18 protein-coding genes and 1 tRNA gene are annotated in these 21,322 nt (G+C 70.3%); 8 read left to right on the plus strand and 11 right to left on the minus strand.

The window, feature by feature from the left end:
• Window positions 1-89: 89 nt before the first annotated feature.
• Both ACFRFH_RS00825 and ACFRFH_RS00830 read left to right on the plus strand, forming a co-directional pair.
• Complete coding sequence (locus ACFRFH_RS00825; protein ID WP_382461136.1) at window positions 90-1,742, plus strand: thiamine pyrophosphate-binding protein; 1,653 nt, start codon at window positions 90-92, stop codon at window positions 1,740-1,742.
• Window positions 1,743-1,892: 150 nt separating this feature from the next.
• The gene (locus ACFRFH_RS00830) at window positions 1,893-2,717 is read left to right on the plus strand and encodes an aldo/keto reductase (protein WP_382461137.1); all 825 of its coding nucleotides are present in this window, start codon (window positions 1,893-1,895) and stop codon (window positions 2,715-2,717) included.
• 10 nt (window positions 2,718-2,727) lie between these two features.
• Here ACFRFH_RS00830 and ACFRFH_RS00835 read toward each other — a convergent pair whose 3' ends face one another.
• A complete protein-coding gene (locus ACFRFH_RS00835; RefSeq protein WP_382461138.1) occupies window positions 2,728-4,128 on the minus strand; it encodes an MFS transporter in 1,401 nt (466 codons plus the stop codon).
• A gap of 146 nt (window positions 4,129-4,274) precedes the next feature.
• Here ACFRFH_RS00835 and ACFRFH_RS00840 point away from each other — a divergent pair, with 146 nt between their 5' ends.
• On the plus strand, window positions 4,275-5,018 hold the full coding sequence (locus ACFRFH_RS00840; protein ID WP_382461139.1) for an IclR family transcriptional regulator: 744 nt from the start codon (window positions 4,275-4,277) through the stop codon (window positions 5,016-5,018).
• A 54-nt stretch (window positions 5,019-5,072) separates the two neighbouring features.
• Here ACFRFH_RS00840 and ACFRFH_RS00845 read toward each other — a convergent pair whose 3' ends face one another.
• From ACFRFH_RS00845 to ACFRFH_RS00855, 3 genes are all read right to left on the minus strand, one after another.
• Window positions 5,073-6,974 (minus strand): FAD-binding monooxygenase, encoded by a 1,902-nt coding sequence (locus tag ACFRFH_RS00845; protein WP_382461140.1) that lies wholly within the window; start codon window positions 6,972-6,974, stop codon window positions 5,073-5,075.
• Between the two features lie 142 nt (window positions 6,975-7,116).
• Window positions 7,117-7,189 (minus strand) — tRNA-Thr (locus ACFRFH_RS00850).
• A 79-nt stretch (window positions 7,190-7,268) separates the two neighbouring features.
• Window positions 7,269-8,168 carry a DsbA family protein gene (locus ACFRFH_RS00855; RefSeq protein ID WP_382461141.1) on the minus strand — a complete coding sequence of 300 codons (900 nt, stop codon included), beginning with the start codon at window positions 8,166-8,168 and terminating at the stop codon, window positions 7,269-7,271.
• Between the two features lie 345 nt (window positions 8,169-8,513).
• Between ACFRFH_RS00855 and ACFRFH_RS00860 the strand changes: the two genes are divergently transcribed.
• On the plus strand, window positions 8,514-9,608 hold the full coding sequence (locus tag ACFRFH_RS00860; RefSeq protein WP_382461142.1) for an ABC transporter ATP-binding protein: 1,095 nt from the start codon (window positions 8,514-8,516) through the stop codon (window positions 9,606-9,608).
• 91 nt (window positions 9,609-9,699) lie between these two features.
• Complete coding sequence (locus ACFRFH_RS00865; RefSeq protein ID WP_382461143.1) at window positions 9,700-11,004, plus strand: DUF4032 domain-containing protein; 1,305 nt, start codon at window positions 9,700-9,702, stop codon at window positions 11,002-11,004.
• 71 nt (window positions 11,005-11,075) lie between these two features.
• Here the strand turns inward: ACFRFH_RS00865 and rlmB are convergent, their stop codons facing one another.
• From rlmB to ACFRFH_RS00890, 5 genes are all read right to left on the minus strand, one after another.
• Complete coding sequence (gene rlmB / locus ACFRFH_RS00870) at window positions 11,076-12,089, minus strand: 23S rRNA (guanosine(2251)-2'-O)-methyltransferase RlmB (protein ID WP_382461144.1); 1,014 nt, start codon at window positions 12,087-12,089, stop codon at window positions 11,076-11,078.
• Window positions 12,086-13,519 (minus strand): cysteine--tRNA ligase, encoded by a 1,434-nt coding sequence (gene cysS, locus ACFRFH_RS00875; RefSeq protein WP_382461145.1) that lies wholly within the window; start codon window positions 13,517-13,519, stop codon window positions 12,086-12,088. Before cysS ends, rlmB begins: the two co-directional genes overlap by 4 nt.
• Window positions 13,520-13,608: 89 nt before the next feature.
• A complete protein-coding gene (locus tag ACFRFH_RS00880; RefSeq protein ID WP_382461146.1) occupies window positions 13,609-13,980 on the minus strand; it encodes a nuclear transport factor 2 family protein in 372 nt (123 codons plus the stop codon).
• Window positions 13,981-14,078: 98 nt separating this feature from the next.
• Complete coding sequence (gene ispD / locus ACFRFH_RS00885) at window positions 14,079-15,239, minus strand: 2-C-methyl-D-erythritol 4-phosphate cytidylyltransferase (protein WP_382461147.1); 1,161 nt, start codon at window positions 15,237-15,239, stop codon at window positions 14,079-14,081.
• Window positions 15,240-15,335: 96 nt separating this feature from the next.
• A complete protein-coding gene (locus ACFRFH_RS00890) occupies window positions 15,336-15,818 on the minus strand; it encodes a CarD family transcriptional regulator (protein WP_021763858.1) in 483 nt (160 codons plus the stop codon).
• Window positions 15,819-15,995: 177 nt separating this feature from the next.
• Here ACFRFH_RS00890 and ACFRFH_RS00895 point away from each other — a divergent pair, with 177 nt between their 5' ends.
• On the plus strand, window positions 15,996-16,499 hold the full coding sequence (locus tag ACFRFH_RS00895; RefSeq protein WP_382461148.1) for a hypothetical protein: 504 nt from the start codon (window positions 15,996-15,998) through the stop codon (window positions 16,497-16,499).
• Between the two features lie 68 nt (window positions 16,500-16,567).
• On the opposite strand, the gene ACFRFH_RS00900 is transcribed toward ACFRFH_RS00895, so the two are convergent.
• Both ACFRFH_RS00900 and ACFRFH_RS00905 read right to left on the minus strand, forming a co-directional pair.
• On the minus strand, window positions 16,568-17,251 hold the full coding sequence (locus tag ACFRFH_RS00900) for a response regulator (protein WP_382461149.1): 684 nt from the start codon (window positions 17,249-17,251) through the stop codon (window positions 16,568-16,570).
• Window positions 17,248-18,399, minus strand: a complete 1,152-nt coding sequence (locus tag ACFRFH_RS00905) for a sensor histidine kinase (protein ID WP_382461150.1) — start codon at window positions 18,397-18,399, stop codon at window positions 17,248-17,250. Before ACFRFH_RS00905 ends, ACFRFH_RS00900 begins: the two co-directional genes overlap by 4 nt.
• A gap of 193 nt (window positions 18,400-18,592) precedes the next feature.
• Between ACFRFH_RS00905 and phoU the strand changes: the two genes are divergently transcribed.
• Window positions 18,593-19,249: a phosphate signaling complex protein PhoU gene (gene phoU / locus ACFRFH_RS00910; RefSeq protein WP_382461151.1), complete on the plus strand. Its 657-nt coding sequence runs from the start codon at window positions 18,593-18,595 to the stop codon at window positions 19,247-19,249.
• Window positions 19,250-19,451: 202 nt separating this feature from the next.
• Window positions 19,452-21,296 (plus strand): hypothetical protein, encoded by a 1,845-nt coding sequence (locus ACFRFH_RS00915; protein WP_382461152.1) that lies wholly within the window; start codon window positions 19,452-19,454, stop codon window positions 21,294-21,296.
• Window positions 21,297-21,322 lie beyond the last annotated feature (26 nt).

A 21,322-nucleotide genomic window follows, 5' to 3' on the forward strand; every position in this document is an offset into this window, starting at 1 on the left:
ATGGGCACGAAGCCGCGCTCGGCGAAACAGCAGCGCGCGAGACACATACGGATCATCGCATCTCCGTTCCCGTCTCGAAAGGCACCGTCATGCCCTCCGTCTCCGCGCACGTCGCCACCACCCTCGCCCGCCACGTCGACCAGGTCTTCGGGGTGATGGGCAACGGCAACGCCCACTTCCTCGACGCCATCGAGCGCCAGGGGCGGGTGCCGTACACCGCCATGCGCCACGAGGCAGGCGCGGTCGTCGCCGCCGACGCCTACCACCGCGCGTCCGGCAGGCTCGCCGCCGCGACCGCCACCTACGGCGCCGGGTTCACCAACACCCTGACCGCGCTGGCGGAGGCCCGCCAGGCGCACATCCCGCTCGTCCTCGTCGTCGGCGACGAGCCGACCTCCGGCCCGCGCCCATGGGGCGTCGACCAGATCGCGCTGGCCAGCGCGGTCGGTGCTCGCACCTACACGGTCGGCCGCACCGACGCCGCGGCGACCACGGCCATCGCGGTCGAGCACGCGCTCACCTATCGCGTCCCCACCGTGCTCGCGATCCCCTACGACGTCGCCACCCGGGAGGCCGGCCCGGTGCCCGAAGCGCCGGCGCCCGCCCTCCCCGCACCCCTCGCCCCCACTGGGCCGTTCGCGCGCGGCGCGATCGTGGACGCCGCCGCAGCGCTCGCGGGCGCCGAGCGGCCGTTCCTGCTCGCCGGCCACGGCGCCTGGATCGCCGGCGCCGGCGACGCGCTCGGCGCCCTCGCCGACGCGACCGGCGCCCTCACGGCGGGCACCGCGCTCGGCCGCGGCGTGTTCCCCGACGCCCGCTACGACCTCGGCGTGACCGGGGGCTTCGGCGCGGAGGGCGCGATGGAGGCTGTCCGCTCGGCCGACGTCGCGGTCGTCTTCGGCGCCTCCCTCAACCAGTTCACGATGCGCTTCGGCGACCTGTTCGCGCCCGGCACGCGCGTCATCCAGGTGGATGTCGCCCCCGCCGCGACCCACCCGAACGTCGGCGCCTTCCTGCGCGGCGACGCCCGCGTGGTCGCCGAGGCGCTGCTGGAGGAGCTGCGCACGCTCGGCGCCGCACCCTCCGGCTGGCGCGAGTCGGCCGACCTCCCGGCACTCCGTGAGCGCCCGGCCGGCGACGGCTTGGCCGCGGACGGCCGCCTCGACCCGCGCACAGCCGCGGCCCGCATCGGCGAGCTGCTGCCCGCCGACCGCGTCGTCGTCTCCGACGGCGGCCACTTCATCGGCTGGGCGAACATGTACTGGCCCGTGGCCTCCCCGGACCGGATGATCATGGTCGGCACCGCCTACCAGTCGATCGGCCTCGGCTTCCCGAGCGTGGCGGGCGCCGCGCTCGCCCACCCGGAGTCGACGATCGTGCTCACGACCGGCGACGGCGGCGGCCTGATGGCCCTGGCCGACCTGGAGTCCGCGGTGCGGGTCGCGGGCGGCCGCGGCCTCTGCGTGGTCTGGAACGACGCCGCCTACGGCGCGGAGGTCAACCTCTACGGCCTGAAGGGCCTCGCCCAAGGCCCGATGCGCATCCCGGAGGTCGACTTCGCCGGCCTGGGCGCCGCGGTCGGCGCGGAGGGCGTCGTGGTGCGGACGCCCGAGGACCTGGAGGCGCTGGCCCGCTGGGCGGCGCGCCCGATGGCCGACCGGCCGTTCCTGGTGCTGGACCTGCGCATCTCGGGGGACGTGGTGGCGCCGTATCAGGAGGAGATCATCCGGGTGAACTCCTGACCGCTCGCCCTTCCCGTCTCCGTCGCACGGCGGGCGATGTGTGAGACTGACCACCCGGAGTGACGGCGAGGAGACGACGTGGTTGTCGGTGGCGATGTGCAGGAATCGACGGATTCCGGGTGGCGACTCGGAACCGTGCGCGTGAGCCGGATGGGCTTCGGGGCGATGCGGCTTGCCTCCGCCGCGGCGTTCGGACAGGGACCGAGCCGGGATCGCGCCGAATCCATCGCGGTGCTGCGGCGCGCCCGCGAGCTGGGCGTCACCCATTTCGACACGGCGGCGTTCTACTTCTCCGCACTGCGATCGGCGAACGAGTTGATCAACGCGGCGTTCCCCGACCAGCCGGACGATCTCGTCATCGCCACGAAGGTCGGCCCGGCCCGGAACGCGTCCGGCGAATGGGCCGATCCCGCCCGCCCGGATCAGCTGCGAGGGCAGGTCGAGGAGAACCTGCGCCAACTCGGTCGCGACCGGCTCGACCTCGTCTATCTGCGGGTGTTCGGCGCAGGCTCCGTCGGTGAGCATTTCGGCGCCCTCGCGGAGCTGCAGACCGAGGGCCTGATCGGCAATCTGGGTCTCTCGAACATCTCGACAGCGCAACTGGCGGAGGCCTCCGGTATCGCCGCGGTCGTCAGCGTCCAGAACCGCTTCGGGTTGGACCAGCGCACCCCGGAGGCACTGGCCGTCCTCGACGAGACCACGCGCCGAGACATCGCCTTCGTGCCGTATTTCGCGATGGCCGGGACGGGCGGGGAGCGCGGACGCTCCGCGGAGACGAATCCTGTTGTGACGGACATCGCGCACAAGCACGGCGCGAGCCCGTCGCAGATCAGGCTCGCCTGGACCCTCCACCAAGGCCCGAACGTCTTGGCCATTCCCGGCACCGGCGACCTCGCGCACCTCGAACAGAACGTCGCCGCTGCGGGCATCCGCCTCAGCCGCGAGGAGCTCGACAGCCTGGAAGCCGTCCGCTGAGCCTCGGCCGTCACCGCGTCCCGACGATCGGCGAGCGCGCCTGCTCGGCCTCGTGGTCCGGCCCGAGCGGGATGCCGGAACGGTCCCGCAGCAGCAGCGTCGCGATGAGCCCGACGACGGTCATGCCCGCGAGGTAGAGCGTCACGGAGAACGTCGTCCCCGTCGCCTGGACGAGGGCGGCCGCGATCGTCGGAGCGAACGCGCCGCCGAGGATGGCCCCGATCGCGTACGAGATGGAGACCCCGGAGAACCGGATCGACGCCGGGAACAGCTCCGCGTAGTACGCCGCCTGCGGTCCGTAGGTGAGGCCGAGACCGACGGTGAGCACCGCGATGCCCGCGAAGAGCGACCAGACGCTCCCGAGGCCGACCAACGGGAACAGCAGGAGCACGCCGCCGAGCTGCACCACCCAGCCCAAGAGGTAGGTGCTGCGCCGCCCGATCCGGTCGCTCAGCCGGCCCGCGAACCAGGTCGACAGCAGCCAGGTCACGGCCGATCCCGCCACCGCCCACAGCACCGGGCCGCGATCGAGGGCGAGCGGCCCGTCCGGGTTCGTCGCGTAGTTCTGGATGTAGCCGCCGGTGGTCATGTAGCCGACCGCGTTGTTGCCGGCGAAGATCAGGGCCGCGATCACGACCAGGGGCAGGTGCCGGCGGAACAGCTGCGCGATCGGCGTCCTGGTCTGCTCCTTGCGCGTGGCGATCTCGCGGAACACCGGGCTCTCCTCGACCTTCCGGCGGATGTACTGACCGACCAGGATGAGTGCGACCGACAGCAGGAACGGCACCCGCCAGCCCCACTCGAGGAAGGCCTGGCCCGGCGCGATCACCGCCATCAGCGCCATCGTCCCCGACGCGAGCAGCAGCCCGAGCGGGACGCCGATCTGCGGCGAGACCCCGAACAGCCCGCGCCGTGCGGTCGGCGCGTGCTCCACGGCCATCAGCACGGCGCCACCCCACTCGCCGCCGGCGGAGACGCCCTGCACGATGCGCAGCAGGATCAGCAGGACCGGCGCCGCGATCCCGATCGAGGCGTACGTGGGCAGCAGACCGACGAGCGCTGTCGCGACACCCATCGTCACGAGCGTGAGCATCAGCACGAGGCGCCTGCCGTGCCGGTCGCCCAGGTGGCCGGCGATGAAGGCGCCGAGCGGCCGGAACAGGAAGCTGACACCGACCGTGAGGAACGCGAGGATCGTCGCGAACTGCGGCCCCGCCGGCTCGAAGAACAGCTCTCCGAAGACCAGCCCGGCCGCGGCCGCATACACGAAGAAGTCGTACCACTCGACGGTGGTCCCGACGACGGTGGCGAAGACCACCCTCCGCCGGTCGGTGGCGGCCGCGAAGCTGCCGGTCGGAGTGAGCGCGGCCTCCGCCACGGGGCTCGGGGGCGTGTGATCCGGGAGGCTCATGCTGCGAATGCTCCTTCGTGCGACGTCGTCGTCGAGTCGAGCCGATCTGGCTCAGCGTTCCCCGATTGTATACGGTTTCATGTCAGATTTGAACAGACGATTCCCTGGGTCGCCGCCGGGCGTCCGGGATGCGAAAGAATGGGCGCATGGCGAGCACACCTGACGACGCGGGAGCACCGGAGGCGACCGACGTCGGCACCCCCGCCCCGCACTCCCAGACGCTCTCCCGCGGCATCCGCGTGCTGGAAGCGCTGGCCGACGCCGACCGCCCGCTCACCATCGCCGAGCTCGCCGCCGCGCTCGGCGTGCACCGCTCGATCGTCTACCGCATCCTCCGCACGCTGGAGGACCACGGCCTCGTCGTCCGCAACCCCGCGGGAGCCGCACTGCTCGGGCCGCGCATGGCGACCCTCGCCCGCGCCGTGTCCCGCGACCTCCAGTCCGCGGCCGTCCCGGAACTCGGCGCGGTCGCCAACGAGCTCGGGATGACCGCCTTCCTCGCCGTGCTCGACCGCGGCGAGGTCGTCACGCTGGTCAGCATCGAGCCCTCGCACGCGCACGCCGCCGTCGCGCAACGGCCGGGCAGCCGGCACCCGATCACCACGGGTGCGCCGGGCATCGCCCTCCAGTCGGTGCTCACCGAGGCGCAGTGGGGCGAGCTGCCCGACGGTCACCCGCGCGAGGAGGCGATGGAGGCCCGCGGACGCGGCTTCGCGACCAGCCACGACGAGGTCATCCCCGGCCTGGCGTCGGTGGCGGTCCCGCTCGTCGTGAACGGCCAGCCGCTCGCCGCGCTTGCGGTGGTGTACGTGGCGAACGGACGGGACGTGGCCGCGATCGGCGCGCGGCTCGGCCGGGCGGCGGCGACCGTCGCCGGCGAGCTGCGCTGAGCTACGAGCTGCGCTGAGCCGCCGAGCTGCGCTGAGCCGGCCGGCGGCCACGCGTCAGACGGCCGCGGCCTTCTCCGCCGCCTCCACCCGCAGGATCGGCGCGAAGAACTCCCCCAGCTCCGCAAACCTCGCCAGCGGCAGCACCTCCGCGACGTACTGATCCGGCCGCACGACGACGATCACGCCGCCTCGGTCGATCCCGCGCACGTCGAACACGTCGTCCCCCGGCGCCGTCGCGTACACCTTCTCGTAGTCGATCACCTCGAACGGCCCGGTCCGCGGGAGGAACGCCCCCGGCACCCGGCCGAGGTCGACACCGGTGTGGTCCTGCTGGTAGACGACCTTCACGTCGAACCAGGCGTCGACGTCGCCATCGCGCGGGGTCGCGGCGAGCGGCGACTGCGCGGAGGTCGTGAGCCAGTCCGCGAACGCCGGCACCAGCGCGCCCTCCCCGGCCGCCGCCGCGTCGGCGAACACGTAGATGCGCCAGCGCCCGTCCGCCGTCGCGTGGTGCCCGAGGTGCACCGGGTTGGCGTCGCAGACCCGCTCCACGATCGCGGACTTGAACCGCTTGCCGATCGGGAAGCCGGTCGCGAGCTCCTGGTGATCCGGCTCCCCCACGATCAGCGACGGCGCGTACTCGGTCAGGAACCCCGCGGGGAACTCCGCCGTGCGCACGTAGAAGTCCTCCAGCTCGGACGGGTCCTTCAGGTCCTCCGGCTTCGTGGCCATCAGCGTCGACCACTCCTTGTCGAAGTCGATCAGGTTCTTGGCGACCACATGCCGCTCCGCCGAATAGGTCGCCAGCAGCGACTCCGGGCTGCGGCCCTGCAGCACATGGCCGAGCTTCCAGCCGAGGTTGAAGCCGTCCTGGATGGAGACGTTCATCCCCTGCCCGGCCTTCGCGCTGTGCGTGTGGCAGGCGTCGCCCGCGATGAACACCCGCGGAGTGCGCGACCCGAGCGCGTCGAGCGGGACGTCGTCGAACCGGTCGGTCAGCCGGTGCCCGACCTCGTACACGCTGTGCCAGGCGACGTTGCGCACGTCGAGCGTGTAGGGGTGCAGGATCTCGTTCGCCTTCGCGATGATCTGCTCCATGCTCGTGGCGCGCACCGCGCCGTGGTCGTCGTCGGCCACCGAGCCGAGGTCCACGTACATCCGGAACAGGTGGCCTCCCTCGCGCGGGATGAGCAGGATGTTGCCGTACTCCGACTGGATCGAGCACTTGGTGCGGATGTCGGGGAAGTCGGTGACGGCGAGCACGTCCATCACGCCCCAGGCGTGATTGGCCTGGTCGCCGGCCAGGGTGCAGCCGATCGACTCGCGCACCTTGCTGCGTGCGCCGTCGGCGCCGACCACGTACTTGGCGCGGACCACCCGCTCCTCGCCCGTGTTCTCACCCACGGTGCGCGCGAGCGTCACGACGACCGGGTACTCGCCGCCCTCCTCGACGCGCAGGCCGCGGAACTCCCAGCCGTAGTCGGGCCGCATCCGCGTCGGGCCGTTGGTCATGAACTCGGCGAAGTAGTCGAGCACGCGCGCCTGGTTGACGAGCAGGTGCGGGAACTCGCTGATCCCGGTCGGGTCGTCGACCGCCCGCGCGGCCCGGACGATCCGGGTGGGGTCGGCCGGGTCCGGCTTCCAGAACGCCATCTCGGTGATGCGGTAGGCCTCGGCGGTGATCCGCTCCGCGAACCCGAACGCCTGGAAGGTCTCGACGCTGCGGGCCTGGATGCCGTCCGCCTGCCCAATCTCCAGCCGCCCGCCGCGGCGCTCCACGAGCCGGGTGCTGACGCCGGGGAACTGCGCGAGCTGCGCTGCGGTGACCATCCCGGCCGGCCCGGAGCCGACGACGAGCACATCCATGACCTCCGGCAGCTCGGGCGACCAGGCCGGTCCGACCGCGGGCAGCACATGCGGGTCGCCGGACACGTAGCCGTGGTGGTGGAACTGCATGGGGAGGCTCCTCACATCGTCGTGATCATGTGTTCTATATCCGAACAGCAGGTTCGGATTCCGCACATCCAGAATAGGACGCGCGACGACGACCGGCAAGCACGGCGAACCGCGCGCGACCGCGAAGGAGGGAGTGAAACGGAGCCGACTGCGAGGTTCGAACTCGCGACCGCTCGCTTACAAGGCGAGTGCTCTACCAGCTGAGCTAAGTCGGCGGAAAAACGACGGGACGCCCGTCGCGAACCATCCTAGAGGATGCGCGGCGGGCGCCCTGGTGCCGAACGGGGGGCCTGCTCAGCTCCCCGCGCTCGGCGACGGCGTCGGCGTGGAGGTCGACGAGTACTCGTCGCCCTGCGCCTGCAGGATGAACGCCTTGAAGTCGTCCGCGTTCGTCAGCGAGCCGGTGTACTGCTTGCCGTTGACGAGCACGAGCAGCGCGTTCGTCATCTTGTTCACGCGGGAGTTCGGGATCGGGCCGCTGAGCGCGCGGTCGCTGGCGGAGCCCACCCAGGTCTTGAACCGGCCGTCGTCGACGCAGGAGTCGATGTCCGACGGGGAGGCGCCGGCCGCGGCCGCGAGCTTCTTGAGCTGGGCGTCGGTGAGGCCGGGACCGCCGTCGGCCGGCTGGTTCTCGAACAGCGACTGGTTGAACGCCCAGAACGACCGCGGCGAATAGTTCGCGACGCAGGCCGCGGCGTTCGCGGCGCGCAGCGAGTACCGGGTGCCCGCGGAGTGGCTGGTGTAGATCGCCACCGGGTGCATCTCCACCGTGACCGCGCCGTCCTTCACCAGCGGCTGGAGCTGCTTCAGGTTCGTGCGCTGGAAGTCGCCGCAGAGCTTGCACAGGTAGTCGGCGTAGATCCGGATGTCGACGGAGCTGCCGTTCGGGTCGGGCTTGCTGGCGATCGGCTTCGCGTCGGCCGCGAGCGCCGGGGTCGTCTTGACCTTGAGGCCGGAGCCGACGACCACGCCGTCGCTCGCCATGTTCTTCGGGCCGGGGACGGTGGGACGGATCGCGCCCATGATGACCACCGCGACGATGGCCAGGACCGCGATCACGCCGATCACGATGCCGCCGGACAGCAGGGCCTTGTTCCTGCGGTCCCTGCGGTTCTGGCTCGCGCGGAGCTGTCGGGCTTTCTCCCGCGCGGCAGCGCGGACGTCGCCGCTGCGGCTCTCGTCGGGGTCGTTCATGGAACTCATATCTCGGGGGAATCGGCTCTCGGGGGTAGGCGGTGCGGCGCGCGGGGGGACGTGCCGCCGGGTGTGGCGTGAGCAGACGCAACCAGACGACCATATTGCGGCAGTCTGGGAATAGACCAGACATACCCCGCTCACGCCCCGAGCGCCACCTGGGGGTTGGCCCCCGAGTGCGGTACACCGGCCCGCGGCGGCCTCCCCGATACTCGTGGTAAGAGCAGCGCTTCGGATGCCTTACTATGGGGGTCGTGGCATCGACGCCCCTGGACGTCGACGCCACGTCTATTCCTCACAACGGATCGTCCGGCACGTACCTGCCGGTGAAGGAGACGAAACACAATGGCTACTGTCACGTATGACAAGGCGACCCGGCTCTATCCGGGTTCCAACCGCCCCGCGGTCGACGCCCTCGACCTCGACATCGCGGACGGGGAGTTCCTCGTCCTGGTCGGCCCCTCCGGCTGCGGAAAGTCCACCTCGCTCCGCATGCTCGCGGGCCTCGAAGAGGTCAACGACGGCAACATCTTCATCGGCGAGCGCAACGTCACCGACGTCCCGCCGAAGGACCGCGACATCGCGATGGTGTTCCAGAACTACGCGCTGTACCCGCACATGACCGTCGCCGAGAACATGGGCTTCGCGCTCAAGATCGCCGGCGTCGGCAAGGACGAGCGCGCCTCCCGCGTCCTCGAGGCCGCCAAGCTGCTCGACCTGGAGCCCTACCTCGGCCGCAAGCCGAAGGCGCTCTCCGGTGGTCAGCGTCAGCGCGTCGCCATGGGCCGCGCGATCGTCCGCTCCCCCCAGGTGTTCCTCATGGACGAGCCGCTGTCGAACCTCGACGCCAAGCTCCGCGTGCAGACCCGCACCCAGATCGCGTCCCTGACCCGCCGCCTCGGCGTCACCACGGTCTACGTCACCCACGACCAGACCGAGGCGCTCACCATGGGCGACCGCATCGCGGTCCTCAAGGACGGCGTGCTCCAGCAGGTCGGTACCCCGCGCGACCTGTACGCGCAGCCGAGGAACGTCTTCGTCGCCGGCTTCATCGGCTCCCCCGCCATGAACCTGTTCACCGCGGACGTCACCGACGGCGGCGTCAAGTTCGGCACGACGGTCGTCCCGATCGAGCGCGAGATCCTCGCGAACGCCGGCAACTCCGTGACCATCGGTGTCCGCCCGGAGGACGTCGTCGTCTCCACCGCCGAGAGCGGCGGCCTGAAGGTCGCTGTCGACCTCGTCGAGGAGCTCGGCGCCGACGGCTACCTCTACGGCCACTCGGAGGTCGACGGCAAGCGCACCGACATCGTCGGCCGCGTCGACGGCCGCGTTCACCCGAACGCGGGCGACACCGTCTACATCACCCCGAAGCCGGGCCACGTCCACCTCTTCCACGCGGAGTCGGGCGAGCGTCTCGGCGGCGCCGTCGTCGACTGAGGTCGTCGCAGCTGATCCTCACTCTGCCGCAGTCCGGTCCCGGGCTGCGGCAGAGTGCTTTCCGCCCTCACCCGCTCCTGGAAGGCGCCTCATGGCCGGCTCTGTCAACATCACCGCGGCGACCGTCGATCCCAATCTGCTCGATCTGCCCTGGAACCTGCCGCTGGACCAGTGGTCGAACGACCACATCGCGCTGCTGCCGAAGGGCATCAGCCGGCACCTCGTCCGGTTCGCGAACCTGTCCGGGTACGTCATCGCCATCAAGGAGACGACCGCGGAGATGGCGCAGCGCGAGTACGAGATGCTGCGCACCCTCCAGCGCCTGGATGTGCCGTGCGTCGACCCGGTCGCCGTCATCAAGAACCGGACGGACGACGACGGCGACGCGCTGAACGCCGCGCTCGTCACCCGGCACCTGAAGTTCTCGCTCCCCTACCGCGCGCTGTTCTCGCAGACCCTGCGGCCCGACACGGCGACCCGACTGGTCGACGCCCTGGCCGTGCTGCTGGTGCGGCTGCACATCGTCGGCTTCTTCTGGGGCGACGTCTCGCTCTCCAACACGCTGTTCCGTCGTGACGCGGGCGCGTTCGCGGCCTACCTGGTGGACGCCGAGACCGGCCAGCTCTACGACGGCGGCCTCTCGAACGGGCAGCGCGAGAACGACCTGGAGATCGCCCGCGTGAACATCGCCGGCGAGCTGATGGACCTGGAGGCCGGCGGCCGTGTCGACGAGGAGCTCGACCCGATCAAGGTGTCGAACGGCATCGTCGCGGCCTACCGTTCGCTCTGGAAGGAGCTGACCGGCAGCGAGTCGTTCTCCTCGTCCGAGCGCTGGCGGATCAGCCAGCGCGTGGAGCGCCTCAACGAGCTCGGCTTCGACATCGAGGAGCTGGCGATCAAGACCTCCGACGAGGGCACGACCGTCCGCATCCAGCCGAAGGTCGTCGACGCCGGCCACCACTCGCGCCGTCTGTTGCGCCTGACCGGCCTGGACACCGGCGAGAACCAGGCCCGCCGCCTCCTCAACGACCTGGACTCGTACTCGGCCACCCTCGGCAAGCGCGGCCTGGATGAGGAGGCGATGGCCCACGAGTGGCTGATGCGCGTCTTCGAGCCCGTCATCCGCGCCATCCCCACCGACCTGAAGGGCAAGCTGGAGCCCGCGGAGGTCTTCCACCAGCTCCTCGAGCACCGCTGGTTCATGTCGCAGGCCGAGGGCCGCGACGTCCCCCTCGCGGAGGCGCTGACCTCCTACATCAACGACATCCTCCGCCACCGTCGCGACGAGGCCACCGTCGTCGCGCCGATCACCGAGACGCTCAGCATCCCGGTGATCGGCGGCCCCACCGCCTCGGACACGGACGACGACGAGGACGACTGGCGCTCCAAAGTCTGACCCCCAACGCCGAGGGGCACGTTGTTGTCGCTTTCCGGGCTCGGAAGCGACAACAACGTGCCCCTCGATCGTTACTTCTTGGCTTCCGCGCGAAGCTTCGCGATCTCGTAGAGGGTGACGCTCGCCGCGATGCCCGCGTTGAGCGACTCCGTGGACGCCGAGATCGGGATCGACACGACGGCATCGCAGGTCTCGGTCACCAGTCGGGACAGGCCCTTGCCCTCGCTTCCGACGACGATCACGACCGGGCGGTCGGCGAAGGACAGGCCGGGGAGGCTGGTGTCGCCGTCGCCGTCGAGGCCGAGGACGAAGACGCCCGCCTTCTTGAACTCTTTGAGCGTCTGCGTCAGGTTGGGGGCCATCGCCACGGGCGTGCGCGCAGCGGCGCCGGCGGAGGTCTTCCAGGCGGCCGCGGTCATGCCGACCGAGCGGCGCTGCGGGATGATGACGCCCTGACCACCGAAGGCGGCCGTCGAGCGGATGATCGCACCCAGGTTGCGCGGGTCGGTGATCCCGTCGAGCGCCAGGAACAGCGGCGTCTGGCCCTTGCGCAGCGTGTAGTCGAGCAGCTCGCCCGGGTGGGCGTACTCGTACGGCGGCACCTTGAGCGCGACGCCCTGGTGCACGGCGTCGCGGCCGGCCAGCCGGTCGAGCTCCGGACGCATGATCTCCAGCACCGGGATTGAGCGGCCGGTGGCGATCGAGAGGATCTCCTTCATCCGGTCGTCCATCTCGATCCGCGACGCGATGTAAAGAGTGGAGGCCGGGATCGCCGCGCGCAGCGCCTCCAGCACGGAGTTGCGGCCGGTGACGATCTCGCTCTCGTCGCCGCTCTTCGCGCGGCGGGCGGCGCCGGACGCGCCGCGGGGGGCGCCGTCGCGGCCGCCGCGCAGCTCGGCCTTGGCCGCCGCGCGCTCGCGGAGCTGCTTGTTCTTGTAGGCGACGTGGTATTCACGCTCCTCGGCCTTCGGGGTCGGGCCGCGGCCTTCGAGGGCCTTGCGGCCGTGGCCGCCGGTGCCGACCTGGGCGCCCTTCTTGCTCTTGCGCACGGCCCCCGCGCGGGGCTTGCCACCTGAGTTCTTCATGCTTCGATACTCCAATGCGACCCCGACGGGGTGTCTTCGATACTGATTCCCGCGGCGGTCAATTCGTCGCGGATGCGGTCTGCTGCCGCGAAGTCGCGCGACTGGCGCGCCTCCTGGCGGTCGTCGAGCAGGCGCCCGATCAAGGTTGAGAGGGCGTGCTCGGCCGTGCTCGAACCGGCGGAGCGCCAGTGCGGCGAGAGCGGGTTGATGCCGAGCACCTCGGTCATCGCGAGAACGTGGCCGCGCGCGGCCGCGGCCGCCTCCAAGTCTTCCGCATCCAGCGCCGCGTTTCCTGAACGAACGGTGTCATGCAGTACGGCGAGCGCCTGCGGCACGGCGAGGTCGTCGTCCATCGCCTCCGCGAACGCGCCGGGAACGACCTCCACGCCGCTGCCCGCGAACCGCGTGCCGGCGAGTCGCCGGTCGACGCGCTCGAAGAATCCGGCGATGCGGTCGAGTGCTGCCTCCGCCTCGCTGAGCGAGCCGTCATGGAAGTCGATCGTGGACCGGTAGTGCGCCGATCCGAGGTAGTAGCGCACCACCAGCGGGCGGGCGGCGCCGAGCAGGTCGGCCGCGTAGACCGAGTTGCCGAGCGACTTGCTCATCTTCTGCCCGTTGACGTGCACGAGGCCGTTGTGCACCCAGTAGGAGGCGAACGCGTCCCCCGCGGCCGTCGACTGGGCGAGCTCGTTCTCGTGGTGCGGGAAGCGCAGGTCGAGGCCGCCGCCGTGGATGTCGAACTGCGGCCCGAGGTAGCGGCGCGACATCGCGGAGCACTCGATGTGCCAGCCGGGACGCCCGTCTCCCCACGGCGACGGGAAGGCCGCCGAGTCGGGCTCGTCGCTCTTGCGGCCCTTCCACAGGGCGAAGTCGCGCGCGTCGCGCTTGGCGCGCGGGTCGGCGTCGGCCGCGGCCTCCATGTTGTCGATGCTCTGCCGGGTCAGCTCGCCGTAGGCCGGCCAGCTCTTCACGTCGAAGTAGACGTCGCCCGAGCCGTCCTCGGCGACGTAGGCGTGCCCGCGCTCGATGAGCCGGGCGATCAGCTCCTGCATCTGCGGGATGCTCGCGGTCGCGCGCGGCTCGTAGGTGGGCGGCTGGACGCCGAGCGCCGTGTAGCCGGCCGTGAACTCCAGCTCGAACCGGTAGGCGAGCGCCCACCACTCCTCCGAGCCGCCCTGCGACTGCGCCGCAAGCGCGTTGACGAGGATCTTGTCGTCGATGTCGGTGACGTTGCGCACGAGCGTCACGTCCAGCCCGCGATACGCGAGCCAGCGGCGCAACTGGTCGTAGACCAGCGCCGACCGGAGGTGCCCGATGTGCGGCGACGACTGCACCGTCGGCCCGCACACGTACATGCCCACCGCGCCGGGGCGCAGGGGGACGAAGTCGCGCAGGGCGCCGGCCTTCGTGTCGAAGAGTCGCAGAGTCACGGCACAAGCCTACGGGTCGGGGAGAACGACCGCTTCGCGCGCGGCGAAGATGTGGACGACCGTGTCCGAGCGCCTACCTGTGGAGGAGGTCAGCGCGCCGCCAGGGCCTCGTTGACCGGCGCGAACGCGACCCGGTCGAAGATCAGCTCGATGTCGGTGATCCGCCCGTCGCGCACCGTGACGACTTCCACGCACGGCACGGCGCCGGCCGGGGTGTCCGTCACGAAGTCGTAGACGACGCAGGCGCGGTCGCCGTCGCCGAAGACCTCGCGCACCTCGTTGCGCACCAGCGCAGGCAGCAACCGGTCGAGCGCGGCGATCCACTCCTGCTTTCCGATCGTCCCGCCCGCGAAGACCGCCGCGAGCTCATCGGAGAGGAGCCCGCCGACCGTCGCCAGGTCGTGCGCGCCCACCGCCTCGATGTACGTCCGCGCGATGGCCGCGCTCTCTGCCTGCGTCATGTCGTCCCGTCCCCTGCGCGCTGCGGTCGCGCCCGCTGCCCGATCCGTCAGGCACAGAGTAGGCGCCCCCACCGACATGCGCGCGGGGAGACGACGGGTCAGCGCGGGAACAGCAGAGCGGTCGCGAAGACGGCGATCCCCTCACCGCGGCCGGTGAAGCCGAGCCCGTCCGTGGTCGTCGCGCTGAGCGACACCGGGGCGCCGAGGATGCCGGACAGGAGCTGTTCGGCCTCCACCCGCCGCGGCGCGAACTTCGGCCGCTGCCCGATGACCTGCACCGACACGTTCCCGATCCGGAAGCCGGCCTCCTCCACGAGGCGGCGCGTCTCCGCGAGGAACACCTCCCCGTGCGCTCCCGCGAACCGCGGGTCGCCCGTTCCGAAAACCCCGCCGATGTCGCCGAGGCCGGCCGCCCCGAGCAGGGCGTCGACGATCGCGTGGCTCGCCGCGTCCCCGTCGCTGTGGCCGGACAGCCCCGCCTCGTCGGGCCAGTGCAGGCCGGCGAGCCACAACTCGGCCGCCGGATCGAACGCGTGCGTGTCGGTGCCGAGCCCGATGCGTGGCGTTCCGGAGGGCGCGAGGAGGTCGTGCGCGCGCTGCAGGTCCCACGGCGTGGTGATCTTGAACGCCTCCGTCGCGCCGGGCACCACCGTCACGGGATGTCCGGCCGCGGCGACGAGTCCCGCATCGTCGGTCTCGTCGGTCGTCGCAGCGGCGTACGCGGCGAGGAGCTGCTCCCGCGGGAAGCCCTGCGGGGTCTGCACGGCCGCGAGCGTGGAGCGGTCCACGGTCTCGTGAACGGAGCCGTCGCCCGCGACCCGCTTGATGGTGTCGCTGACCGCGAGCCCCGGGATCACGCCGTGGCCCGTCTCGACGACCGCGTCGACCACGGCGTCGAAGAGTGCGGAGGGAGTGAGCGCACGGGCCGCGTCGTGGACCAGCACCACGTCCACATCGTCGCCGATCGCGGCGAGCCCGGCAGCGACCGACTGCTGGCGGGTGGCACCTCCCGCCACGACCGCGGCGGGATGCCCGAACACGCGGAGTGCGAGCGCCGCGGCCTCGTCCACGCGATCGGCCGGCACGACGAGCACGGGCTCGGCCGCCGCGCGCATGCCGCGCACGGCATGCAGCGAACGCTCCAGCAGGGTGCGGCCGTCGAGCTCCACGAACGCCTTCGGCACCTCGGCGCCCAGGCGCGTGCCCGAGCCCGCTGCGACGACGACGACCGCGACGCGCGGTCCAGGATGGCTGCTCACCCTCCCGAGACTACCCGCCTGCGGCGAGCGGCCCGCGGACGCCGAAGGGCCCGCGACACCATGTCGCGGGCCCTTCGAAGACGGGTGAATCGCAGGCTAGGAGGCGAGCACCTCGTCGAGGAGGCTGGAGGCCTTCTCGTCGTCGGTCTTCTCCGCCAGGGCGAGCTCCGAGATGAGAATCTGCCGGGCCTTGGCCAGCATGCGCTTCTCACCGGCGGACAGGCCGCGGTCCTGGTCGCGGCGCCACAGGTCGCGGACGACCTCGGAGACCTTGATGACGTCGCCCGACGCCAGCTTCTCCAGGTTGGCCTTGTACCGACGGGACCAGTTGGTGGGCTCCTCGGTGAACGGGGCGCGCAGCACCTCGAACACGCGGTCGAGGCCCTCCTTGCCGATGACATCGCGCACGCCCACGAGATCCACGTTCTCGGCGGGGACCTCGATGGTCAGGTCGCCCTGAGTCACGTTGAGCTTGAGGTACAGCTTCTCTTCACCCTTGATGATTCTTTTCTTGACTTCGGTGATCGTTGCAGCACCGTGATGGGGGTAAACGACGGTTTCGCCAACCTCGAAAAGCATAGATATGTTGTCCCTTCAGCAACGAATAGGATACCACACGAGGCACATGCTAAGGTTCGCCCCCGCAGCTCCCGGAGGGCCGGGGCGCCCTGTCGGCATGCGGTAAACTCGGCACAAAACCGCTTCGTGACAAGGCATCAGCGCGCCGTCGAGCGGAACGATACGGAGGATCATCCAGTGAAAGCTCGCGTCGCGGCGTCCATCGTCCTCGCCCTGGCGGTCGCAGTCGGCACAGCCGGATGCGGTTTCGTCGCACCGCAGGCCACCACGAAGCACTACGACGCCAGCGACGGCGTGAGCGGAAACGTCGGCCAGATCGACGTGCGCAACGCCTTCATCGTCACCGACGGCGTCGACGGCAAGGTCGGCAACCTCGTGGTCAGCCTGGTCAACACCGACAGCAAGAGCCACCGCGTGGCCATCACCTCCGGCTCCTCCGGCAGCGCGGCCTACGTCACGGTCCAGCCCGGCCAGGTCAAGAAGATCGGCGCGACGCCCGGCAAGGCGTCCTCCAGCAACGTCTTCCTCACCCCGTTCGACGCGCTGCCCGGCAGCAACTACGACGTGTACTTCCAGTACGCCGACGAGACCGGTGTGAAGCTTCAGGTCCCCGTCCTCGACGGCGGCCTCCCGGACTACAAGAGCCTCGTGCCGCCGGCCATCCTGCCCGCGCAGAACTGAGCCCGGCGACCCCGGACCGACGAAAGCCGCCCTCGCGAGAAGCGAGGGCGGCTTCGTCGTTGGCGCCGTCAGGCGTTGAAGCGGTACCCGAGCCCGCGCACCGTGACCAGCATCTGCGGCTCGGACGGGCTCTCCTCGATGCGTGAGCGGATGCGCTTGATGTGCACGTCCAGCGTCTTGGTGTCGCCGAAGTAGTCGCTCCCCCACACCCGGTCGATGAGCTGACCGCGGGTGAGCACGCGTCCGGCGTTGCGGAGCAGCAGCTCCAGCAGCTCGAATTCCTTCAGCGGCATGGAGATCTCGTCGCCCTTGACCGCGACCGTGTGCCGGTCGACGTCCATGCGAACCGATCCGGCCTCCAGGATGCCGTCGTCCTCCAGCTCCGCCTCGTCCACCCGCCGGCGGAGCACCGCGCGGATGCGGGCCAGCAGCTCGCGGGAGGAGTACGGCTTGGTGACGTAGTCGTCCGCGCCGAGCTCGAGGCCGACCACGATGTCCACCTCGGAGTCCTTGGCGGTCAGCATGATGATCGGGACGTTGGAGCGCGTCCGGATCTCACGGCATACCTCGGTGCCGGGGATGCCGGGGAGCATGAGGTCGAGCAGCACCAGGTCGGCGCTGCCGCGGTCGAACTCCGCGAGGGCCGTCGGGCCGTCTTCGGCGACGGTCACCTCGTAGCCCTCACGCTTGAGCAGGTACGCGAGCGGCTCGCTGAGCGCGGCCTCATCCTCGACGAGCAGGATGGCTGTCACAGGTTCTCTCCAATCGGGGGACGGACGGCGGCGGCCTCTGGCAGCCGGATGGTGAAGGTGGAGCCGCGCCCGGGCTGCGACCAGACCCGGACCTCGCCGCCGTGGTTCTGCACGGCGTGCTTGACGATCGAGAGCCCGAGCCCGGTGCCCCCGGTGTTGCGGGAGCGGGCCTGGTCCACCCGGAAGAAGCGCTCGAACACGCGGTCGAGGTCCTCCTCCGGGATGCCCTCGCCCTGGTCGGTGACGGCGATCTCGACGACGCCGTCGACCGTGCGCACGCCGATCCCGATCCGGGAGTCCTCCGGCGAGTACTGGATCGCGTTCGAGATGAGGTTGTGGACGGCGGTGACCAGCAGCGCCTCGTTGCCGAGCACGGTCGCGTCCTTCTCGCCGCGCATCGCGATCTCGATCTGACGGGACTCGGCCGCGACCTTGTTCTGGTCGATCGCGGCTCGGACGACCTTCTTGGCCGAGAGCTGCTCGGCGTCGCCGAGAGCGTCTGCAGCTTGGAGGCGGCTCAGCTCGATGATGTCCTGGGTAATCCTGGCGAGCCGGGAGGCCTCCTCGCTCAGCCGCAGCGCGAACCGGCGAACCTGGTCCGGGTCGTCCGAGGCGTCGTCCAGGGCCTCGGCCAGGAGACCGACGGCGCCGATCGGGGTCTTCAGCTCGTGGCTGATGTTGGCCACGAAGTCGCGTCGCACGGAATCCAGCCGGAACGATTCGGTCCGGTCCTCCGCCAGCAGCAGGATGTACCGGGAGCCCAGCCGGGCCACGCGCACGCTCAGGTGGATGTTGGCGTCGCCGAACGGTCCGCGCGCGAGCTCGCACTCCTCCGTGATCGGCTCGCCGGTGCGGCGCACCCGGTCGACCAGTGCCACGAGGTGCGGGTGGACGAGCGCGCCGTTCCAGACCAGGCCGATCGCATGCGCGCCGGGGGATGCTTTGATGACGTTGTTCGACGGGTCGATGACGACGCCGGCGGACTCCATCGCGTCGAGCACCTGGTCGACGCCGTCCGGCACCGCCGGGTTGGACACCGCGGCCGCGTGGTCCCCGCGGCGGGCTGCGATGTGGAGGATCCAGACGAACCCCGCGCCGACAGCCAGCCCCAGCCCCAGCGAGAGCAGCACCAACCAGGCGGAGTCCATACTCGAATCGTAGGTGATGCGCGAGGACGCGCCGCGACCGATGAGGCTCTGCGCCGCGTGTTTTCGCGGGTACGTTAGACAGTGTTCAGCCCTACGGCACCGTCCGTTAACCTCCCGAAGCGACCATGCTGAACGGGGTCAGTCGACCCCTGTATCCCGCGTGCGCGCGCACGCCCAGGAAGGACCTCATCCCATGCGCGAAGTTTTCCAGCAGGAGCTGGCCGACGTCCAAGACCGGTTGGTCGAGATCGCCGAGCTTGTCGTCCGCTCGATCCGCAGCGCCACGGAGGCGTTCAACGAGTCGGACGTGTCACTCGCCGAAGAGGTGATCGCCAACGACCACCGCATCGACGAGCTGACGGTGCTGCTCGACGAGCTCTCGATCCAGATCCTCGCCCGCCAGCAGCCGGTCGCCCGCGACCTCCGCATCGTCGTGAGCGCGCTGCGCATCAGCGCCTCCCTCGAGCGGATGGGCGACATGGCCGAGCACATCGCCCAGCTCGCCCGCTACCGCTTCCCGGACAAGGTGGTGCCGAAGAGCCTTCGCGGGACGTTCTCCGAGATGGGCCGGCTCGACGTGCAGATCGCCGAGAAGCTCGCCGAGCTGCTGCGCACCCAGGACATGCGGATCGCGGACGAGATCCGCAACGACGACGACGACATCGACGAGCTGCACGCCAGCGTGTTCGACAAGGTGCTCGGCGAGACCTGGAAGGGCCAGGCCGTCGACACCGTCGACGCCACGCTCGCGAGTCGCTACCACGAGCGCTTCGCCGACCACGCGGTCTCCATCGCCAAGAAGGTCCAGTACCTCGCCACCGGCGACTGGGCTCCCGAACTCGCGGGCTGACCCCCTCTCGACACACACCGCCGGGTACGCGAATCGTCGCGTACCCGGCGGTTTTGTTTGCCCTCCGAAACGCTTGGATATCTGGGCTCAGATTTCAGACGCATTATGATGGGACCAGCAAACAGCGATCTCGTGGGGAGAGGTGCACATGGCGGGCGGGTCGACGGGCAAGCGCGGATCGAAGCTGGCACGGATCCTGTCCGTGCCCCTGTTGCTGGCAGCGCTCGTCGCCGGCTTCCTGGTACTGAACGACGACGCCGCTCATCGCGTCGGCGACTTCCGGCCGACCGTGGGGCTGGTGAACGAGGACCTCGCCGCCGAGTTCAACCACGAGGAATACGCGTTCGGCACCTCCTTCCTGGACCGGATCTCCAAAGACTCCGAATACAACTGGACCGTGGTCTCCCGGCCCGTGGCGGAGAAGGCGTACAAGGACGGCTCCGTCGACGCCGTCCTGTTCATCCCGCGGTCGTTCACGCACGACATCCTGACGCTCCAGGAGACCAGCCCGACGAAGGCGACCGTCGAGTTCCGGCTGCGGCACCAGCCGGACGACAGCGCGGACCGCCTCCTGGAGAGCAGGATCCGCGGCATCGTGCACGACTTCAACCGGAGCGTGGTCACCATGTATTACGCCTCGCTCGCCGACAACATCGCCGAGGCGGACGGGCACATGAGCGCCGCGCTCGGCATCCAGAAGGCCCTCATCGCGACGCTCGCCTCGGATGTGCACGAGCCGTTCGCGACGACGATGCCGAATTTCCAGAGCCTCATCTCGACCGCCACCGGCCTGAAGGACGTCAACGCGTCCGCCCTCCAAGCCCAGAGCTCCTTCACGAAGTCGGTCGCGGACCTGCTCACCAGCAGCAGCGATGCGCTTTCCGGCCAGCTGCCCGGGATCGACGAGTATGCGGAGCGGCAACGCGAGATCGCACAGCTCAACGCCGACAACAGCAACCGGGGCATCGCCGATCAAGCCGAGTCCGACCGCGATTTCTACACCGCTCAGTTCGAGTGGTTCAGAACCGGCACGCTGTGCACGCTGAGTGGGCTGGACGCCTCCGACGCGCCTGCGCCGTGCGCTGACCCGGAGGGCGTCGTTCCGCCGCATCTGCAGAGCAGGGTCGCCGAGCTCCGGCAGGCGATCACGCAGCACTCCGCGGACCACGCTCTCGCTATGAAAACGGTGTTCGACGACCTCGACCAGAGAATCGGCAATCTGCGAGCCATCGAACTGCTGCTGAGCCCTCCAACGGAGCCGACCGTTCCCGGTGAGCCGCCGCTGCCGGCGCCGCCCGCTCCCCCGGCTCCCCCGGCCGCGCCGGTCGCCCCCGAGATCCTCCAGTCCCTGCACGACGAGATCCAGGCGCTCGAGGCGACCAGGGACTCCCTCGACCACAGCGGCGTGCCTTCGCCGCTGTTCGAGCCGGAGCTGACGAACCTGGACGCCTGGTACGCCGCCGCACTCGACTTCGTGAAAGGCGCCGCGCTGACTCCGGGCACGGTCAACAGCCTCGAGGTCCACGACTGGAAGGCGTACACCCCGGACAGCACCGGGGTCTATATCGACACCAGTGATGACCTCCACAACAACATCACCGCGTTCATCACTCAGTCGGCGGAGACCAGCAACCGGCTCGCCACCAGCTCCACGACGGTGCCCGACAACTCCAGCCTGTTCGACGCGCTCCTGCAGAACTCGACCACCACGTCGACCGGCGCCGAGAAGGTGCGCAACGGAGTCGACAGGCTGCTGTCCACCGGGAACACCGGGCTCGCAGAGAACCAGGCGTACTACGCCAACTTCGCGACCGTCCTCGCAAACACGAGAACACCGGGCGTCGACACCGGCAACATCTACTCCTTCTTCTCGGCCCCGATCGACGCCAAGAACGTGACACCCGAACTCCCGTCCGTCGCCTCGGTGGCCGCCGACGCGACGAGCGCGCTCGACCCGAAATGGCTGATCGTATTCGCCGGCGGATTGCTCGTGGGAGGGTCCCTGATGGCGGTCGGCGGCGCGATCCGCAGGGGGAAGAAGGCGTGATTCCGGCCTACCGTGAACTCCGTACG

This window comes from Leifsonia sp. NPDC056824 (assembly GCF_042789575.1).
In the GTDB taxonomy this organism is placed as follows: Bacteria; Actinomycetota; Actinomycetes; order Actinomycetales; family Microbacteriaceae; genus Leifsonia.